Origin of the sequence: Streptomyces hainanensis, assembly GCF_004348415.1 — a bacterium.
Taxonomy (GTDB): Bacteria; Actinomycetota; Actinomycetes; order Streptomycetales; family Streptomycetaceae; genus Streptomyces; species Streptomyces hainanensis.
Map to the genome: position 1 here is coordinate 1 of NZ_SMKI01000450.1, position 6,376 is coordinate 6,376.

Annotated in this window: 5 protein-coding genes; 1 reads left to right on the forward strand and 4 read right to left on the reverse strand. The window is 72.8% G+C overall.

The features are described 5' to 3' along the window. Positions 1-27 precede the first annotated feature (27 nt). The 4 genes from E1283_RS29740 to E1283_RS29755 all read right to left on the reverse strand — a co-directional run bounded on the left by E1283_RS29740 (position 28) and on the right by E1283_RS29755 (position 4,045). Positions 28-822 (reverse strand): succinate dehydrogenase/fumarate reductase iron-sulfur subunit, encoded by a 795-nt coding sequence (locus E1283_RS29740; RefSeq protein ID WP_132821266.1) that lies wholly within the window; start codon positions 820-822, stop codon positions 28-30. Continuing rightward, entirely contained in the window at positions 819-2,708 is a 1,890-nt protein-coding gene (locus E1283_RS29745) for a fumarate reductase/succinate dehydrogenase flavoprotein subunit (RefSeq protein ID WP_132821267.1), read from the reverse strand. Before E1283_RS29745 ends, E1283_RS29740 begins: the two co-directional genes overlap by 4 nt. A gap of 164 nt (positions 2,709-2,872) precedes the next feature. After that, positions 2,873-3,703 carry a hypothetical protein gene (locus tag E1283_RS29750; RefSeq protein WP_132821268.1) on the reverse strand — a complete coding sequence of 277 codons (831 nt, stop codon included), beginning with the start codon at positions 3,701-3,703 and terminating at the stop codon, positions 2,873-2,875. 30 nt (positions 3,704-3,733) lie between these two features. After that, positions 3,734-4,045, reverse strand: a complete 312-nt coding sequence (locus tag E1283_RS29755) for a hypothetical protein (protein ID WP_132821269.1) — start codon at positions 4,043-4,045, stop codon at positions 3,734-3,736. 309 nt (positions 4,046-4,354) lie between these two features. Here E1283_RS29755 and E1283_RS29760 point away from each other — a divergent pair. Then, positions 4,355-6,376 (forward strand): ABC transporter family substrate-binding protein (locus E1283_RS29760; protein WP_243745196.1); only part of this gene is annotated, 2,022 nt, incomplete at its 3' end.

Here is a 6,376-nt window from a genome sequence, read left to right on the forward strand (position 1 = left end):
GGTGGGGGAGGAAACCTCGGGTCGTGGTCAGCCGCGGCGGCGGCGGATCGTGTTGCCGAGCCAGACCAGCGGGTCGTACTTGCGGTCGGCGGCCCGCTCCTTCATCGGGATGAGCGCGTTGTCGGTGATGTGGATCGACTCCGGGCACACCTCCGTGCAGCACTTGGTGATGTTGCAGAAGCCGAGGCCGTGGTCCTCCTGGACGGCCCGCGCGCGGTCGAGGCCCTCGCGGTCGGCCTCGTCCAGGGGGTGCATGTCGAGCTCGGCCATCCGCATCAGGAAGCGGGGGCCGGCGAAGGCCGGTTTGTTCTCCTCGTGGTCACGGACCACATGGCACACGTCCTGGCACAGGAAGCACTCGATGCACTTCCGGAACTCCTGCGACCGCGACACGTCCTCCTGCCGCATCCGGTACTCGCCAGGACCGACCCCCTCCGGCGGCACGAAGGACGGGATCTCGCGCGCCTTCTGGTAGTTGAAGCCGACGTCCGTGACCAGGTCGCGCACCACGGGGAAGGTGCGGAGCGGCGTGACGGTGATGGTCTGGCCCGGCTCGAAGAGCGACATCCGGGTCATGCACATCAGCCGCGGCTTGCCGTCGATCTCCGCGCTGCACGAGCCGCACTTGCCGGCCTTGCAGTTCCACCGCACCGCCAGGTCGGGGGCCTGGGTGGCCTGGAGGCGGTGGATGATGTCGAGTACGACCTCGCCGTCGTGGACCTCGACTGTGAAGTCCTGGAGGCCGCCGGACCCGGCGTCGCCGCGCCAGACCCGCAGCCTCGTCTCGTAGCCGGATCCACCGGCGGCAGCCAGCTCGCTCATCGGGCGGTCAGCTCCTCGTCCGTCAGGTACTTGGCCAGCTCGTCCTTGTCGAAGAGGTCGAGCAGATCGGGCCGCAGCGGCGGCAGTTCGCGTCGTTCGAGCGCGACGCGGCCGTCGTCGCCCAACGCGCACAGCAGGTTGATCCGGCGCCACTCGCGGTCCATGCCCGGGTGGTCGTCCCTGGTGTGGCCGCCACGCGACTCGGTGCGCTCGCGCGCGGCCAGCGCCACGCACTCGCTGACGAGCAGCATGTTGCGCAGGTCGAGCGCCAGGTGCCAGCCCGGGTTGTACTGCCGATGTCCCTCGACGCCGGCCCGTTCCGCGCGCTGCCGCAGCTCCGCGAGGCGGGCCAGCGCCTGGTCCATCTCGGCGGCCCGGCGGATGATGCCCACCAGGTCGTTCATCGTCTGCTGGAGCTCCTGGTGGATGGCGTACGGGTTCTCGCCGCCGTCCGCCGGTTCGAACGGCCGCACCGCCTCGGCGGCGGCCGCCGTGACCGTCGACTCGTCGGCCACCGGCCGTTCCTCGGGCGGCAGCGCCGCCGCGTGGCGGGCGGCGTGCAGCCCGGCGCGCCGGCCGAACACCAGCAGGTCGGAGAGGGAGTTGCCGCCGAGCCGGTTGGAGCCGTGCATGCCGCCGGCGACCTCGCCGGCCGCGAAGAGCCCGGGGACGCCGGTGGCGGCCGCGGTGTCCGGGTCGACGTCGACGCCGCCCATCACGTAGTGGCAGGTCGGGCCGACCTCCATCGGCTCGCGGGTGATGTCCACGTCCGCCAGCTGCTTGAACTGGTGGTGCATGGACGGCAGTCGGCGGACGATCTCCTCGGCCGAGAGCCGGCTGGAGACGTCCAGGAACACCCCGCCGTGCGGTGAGCCGCGCCCCGCCTTGACCTCCGCGTTGATGGCCCGCGCCACCTCGTCGCGCGGCAGCAGCTCCGGCGGCCTGCGGTTGTTGTCCGGGTCGGCGTACCACCGGTCCGCCTCGGCCTCGTCCTGCGCGTACTGCGCCTTGAAGACCTCCGGGACGTAGTCGAACATGAACCGGCGGTTCTCGCTGTTCCGCAGCACCCCGCCGTCGCCGCGCACCGACTCGGTGACCAGGATCCCCTTCACCGAGGGCGGCCAGACCATCCCCGTCGGATGGAACTGCACGAATTCCATGTTGACCAGCGCCGCCCCGGCCAGCAGGGCCAGCGCGTGCCCGTCGCCGGTGTACTCCCAGGAGTTGGAGGTCACCTTGAACGACTTGCCGATCCCGCCGGTGGCCAGCACCACGGCCGGCGCGTCGAAGGCGAAGAACCGGCCGGACTCCCGGTCGTAGCCGAACACGCCGGCCACCGCGCCGTCCCGGGTCAGCACGCGGGTGACGGTGCACTCCTGGAAGACCTTCAGCCCCGCCTCGTAGTCGCCGGTCTCCGCGAAGTCCCGCTGCTGGAGGGCGACCACGCGCTGCTGGAGGGTGCGGATCAGTTCGAGGCCGGTGCGGTCGCCGACGTGCGCCAGCCTCGGGTACTCGTGGCCGCCGAAGTTGCGCTGTGAGATCCGGCCGTCCGCGGTGCGGTCGAACAACGCGCCCCAGGTCTCCAACTCCCAGACGCGGTCGGGGGCTTCGCGGGCGTGCAACTCGGCCATCCGCCAGTGGTTGAGGAACTTGCCGCCGCGCAGGGTGTCCCGGAAGTGGACCTGCCAGTTGTCGCCCTCGTTGACGTTGCCCATGCTGGCCGCGATGCCGCCCTCGGCCATCACCGTGTGGGCCTTGCCGAACAGCGACTTGCAGATCACGGCCGTGCGCAGGCCCTGCTCGCGGGCCTCGATGGCCGCCCGCAGGCCGGCGCCGCCGGCCCCGACGACCACCACGTCCCACGACTCCCGCTCCACAGTGCTCACTTGTGCTCCTCGCTCGGATCGTTCGGGTCGTACGGGCCGTTCGCGTCGGCGGTCGGATGAGTCGGCGGTCGGATGAGTCGGCGGTCGGATGAGTCGGCGGTCGGATGAGTCGGCGGTCGGATGAGTCGGCGGTCGGATGGGTCGGCGGTCGGATGGGTCGGCGGTCAGAAGAGTCGGGGGTCGGAGAACGCGTCGACGGCCAGCAGGTAGACGTAGAGGTCGGTGAGCGCCAGGCTGGTCAACGAGGCCCAGGCCAACGCCATGTGCCGGCCGTTGAGCCGGCTGACGAGGGTCCACAGGCGGTAGCGCACCGGATGCGCCGAGAACGTCCTGAGCCGGCCGCCGATGATGTGCCGGCAGGAGTGGCAGGACGCCGTGTAGCCCCACACCAGCGTGATGTTGACCACGGCGAGCACCGTGCCGAGGCCCATGTGCCCCCAGTCGTAGTGCTCGTCGCGGAAGGTCAGCACCGTGTCGTAGGTGAGGATGACGGCGATGGCCGCCGAGGCGTAGAAGAAGTAGCGGTGCGCGTTGTTGACGATCAGCGGGAAGCGGGTCTCCCCGGTGTAGCGGCCGTGCCGCTCGGCGACGCCGCAGGCGGGCGGTGAGCCCCAGAAGCCGCGGTAGTACGCCTTGCGGTAGTAGTAGCAGGTGAGCCGGAAGCCGAGCGGCAGGGCCAGGAAGATGAGCGCCGGCGAGAGCCCCCACCAGTCCCCGAACAGCGCCCAGTTGGGGCCGCCGCTCATCTCCTCGCAGTTGGCGGCGAGACACGGGGAGTAGAACGGCGAGACGTAGGGCGCCGCGTAGTAGTCGGCGTTGGCGAACGCGCGCCAGGTGGCGTAGACGACGAACGCCAGCAGCGCGGCGACGGTGACGGTGGGGCCGAGCCACCAGCGGTCGACGCGCAGGTGCCGCTCGGCGATCGCGGCCCGCCCGGCCCGGCCGGTCTGGCCGGCCCGCCCGGACGTGTCGGTCGTGGATTCGGTGCTGGCCACGGGATCCTCCCGGAGGGTGCGGGCTCGTCGTCAGGTCGCTGGCTGGCCGGGCGCCGGGCCGTGCCGCGCGCCGAGGCCCTCGTCGTCGACGTCCACCCACAGCCGGTGGTCGTACGGCGTGTCGGGCACCAGGACGAGCTCGACGGCACCGGTCGCCTCGGCGGGGCGCGCGGCCGCCACCGCGGCGGCGAGCAGCGCCAGGCTCTCCCGCAGCCGCTCGGCGTCCCCGCGCAACCGACGCGTCTCGATCCCCGGCCCCAGGTCGCGCTCCAGGCGCAGCACCCGGTGGGTCAGATCCTCCACACAGCGCCGCGCGGCGGATAACTCCTCGTGCAGCGACATCGCTTGCCACCTCCATCGGTGGAGCAGCACCGGACGATGCGAGTGTGACGCGAGACACAGGCGGTTGGGAAGAGGGCCGTCACCAGAGCGCCGCGGTCGGCCCGTGCCGGTGCGCGCCCGCTGCTCCCATCGGGTGGCCTGGGGACGGCCGACGCCGTGTCGTCCCGCCCGGCCCGTGCCTCTCCCCTTTCAGTGGCCTCAGTGGGGCGCATACATGTGATCAGCGCACCGGTGAGCCGGAGGTAGGACATGTCAGGAGGGCCATCGAGACCGGGGAGACGGCGCGGAAGCCGGGCGCGCGGGACGGCCATGGCGGCGCTCGCCGCCGCCGGCGCGCTGCTGGCGCCCGCGCTGGTGACCGGGTGCAGCGGCGACGGCGACGGCGACCAGGCACTCGCGATGGGCGCGCAGTCGGTGCCGGCCCTCGGCCGCGCCCAGCTGAAGAAGGGCGGCACCGTCCGCTGGGCCGTCGACGCCCTGCCCGCCACCCTCAACGCCTTCCAGCCGGACGCCGACCGGGTCACCGACCAGGTGGCCGGCGCCGTGCTGCCGACGCTGTTCACCATCGACGCCACCGGCCGGCCCCAGCTCAACACCGACTACCTCAGCGCCGCCGAGATCACCGAGCGCGAGCCCAGACAGACCGTCGTCTACACCCTCAACCCCGAGGCCACCTGGAGCGACGGCGAGAAGATCGGGGCCCAGGACTTCGTCGCCCAGTGGCAGGCGCTGCGCGGCGGGGACAAGAAGTACCGGCCGGCGCGGAACGCCGGCTACGACCGGATCGAGAACGTCGAGAAGGGCCCGGAGTCCGGCCAGGTCCAGGTCACCTTCGCCCAGCCCTACGCCGACTGGCGCGCGCTGTTCAGCCCCCTCTACCCGCGCTCGGTCACCGGCGACGCGGAACGCTTCAACGAGGGCAGCCGCACCGAACTCCCCGTCTCCGGCGGCCCCTTCACCCTCGGCGAGCGGGACGACAAGACCGCCACCATCACCCTGGAGCGCAACGACGAGTGGTGGGGCGACCGGGCGCTCCTTGACAGCCTGGTGCTCACCGCGGTGCCGCGCGACGAGCGGCGCGCGGCGCTGGAAGGTGGCGAACTCGAGGTCGCCGAGCTCGACCCCGACGACGCCGAGGGCCTGGTCCCGGCGGCCGCCGGCCCGCCGGCCGCGGACGACAAACCGGCCGCCGACCCGGACGAGACCCAGAGCGGCTTCGCCGTCCACCGCGCCTACGACGCGGCCTACACCCAGCTCGCCCTCAACGGCGCCGAGGGACCGCTCGCCGACGAACGGGTCCGCTGGGCCATCGCCCGCGCCGTCGACCGCGCCGAACTCGCCGAGGACGTCCACGCCCCGGCCGGCCTCCCGGTCAAGCCGCTCGGCAGCCACCTGCGGATGCTGGGCCAGGAGGGCTACCACGACAACAGCGACGCGCTCGGCGCGTACGGCGTCGACTCGGCGGCCGAACTCCTCGACGAGGCCGGCTGGCAGCAGGGCGAGGGCCCGGCGGCCGAGGACGGCAAGCCGGGCGCCGCCGTGGCGGCCCCGCTCGGCTCCGGCTGGCCGGCCGCGCGGCAGCGCGCCGAGCTGCTGCGGCAGGCGGCGGACGCGCAGCGGGCCGAAGGGCTCGACGACCGCGCCGACGACACCGACAAGGACGCCAACGAGGCCGCGACCCAGGCCGAGGAACTGGCGGAACGGGCCGCCACGCCCGTGCGGACCAAGGACGGCAAGGAACTGCGCCTGCGGTTCGTCCTGCCGGACGGCCCGGGCGCCGGGCAACTGCGGGACGTCGCGGGCCGGATCTCCGCGATGCTGTCGACGGTGGGGATCCGCACCGAACTCGAGACGGTCGACGCGGACACCTTCTTCGCGGACCACATCGAGCCGGGCGACTTCGACCTGTCGCTCTACTCCTGGCCGGCGACCGCCTACCCGGCGACGGACGCCCGCCCGCTGTTCGCCAAGCCCCGGCCGGCGCCGGGCGGCGTGCTGACCGTCCAGCAGAACTACACGCGGGTCGGGACCGACTACATCGACCAACTCCTCGACCAGGCGGTGGGGGAGCTGGACGAGGCGGAGCAGGAGGAACTGCTCAACAAGGCCGACGCGCACATCTGGGCCGCGGCCGGCTCCGTCCCCCTCTACCAGCGGCCCCAGCTGGTCGCGGCGCCGGTCGGTCTCTCGGGGGCGGGGGCGTACGGGCGTCATCATCGCGATGGTCCGTTCGAAGAGCCGGTCGATCCGGCCGCCCGGCTCCTCGAACTCGGCCGCGGCGCGCAGGAAGCGCGCGGTGGTCTTGTCGCGCCCGGCGGTGACCACCAGTTG

What these genes read in the sequence shown, in the direction of transcription:
- E1283_RS29740 (WP_132821266.1), bottom strand. Translation starts at nt 822, where the DNA reads ATGAGCGAGCTGGCTGCCGCCGGTGGATCCGGCTACGAGACGAGGCTG.
- E1283_RS29755 (WP_132821269.1), bottom strand. Translation starts at nt 4,045, where the DNA reads ATGTCGCTGCACGAGGAGTTATCCGCCGCGCGGCGCTGTGTGGAGGAT.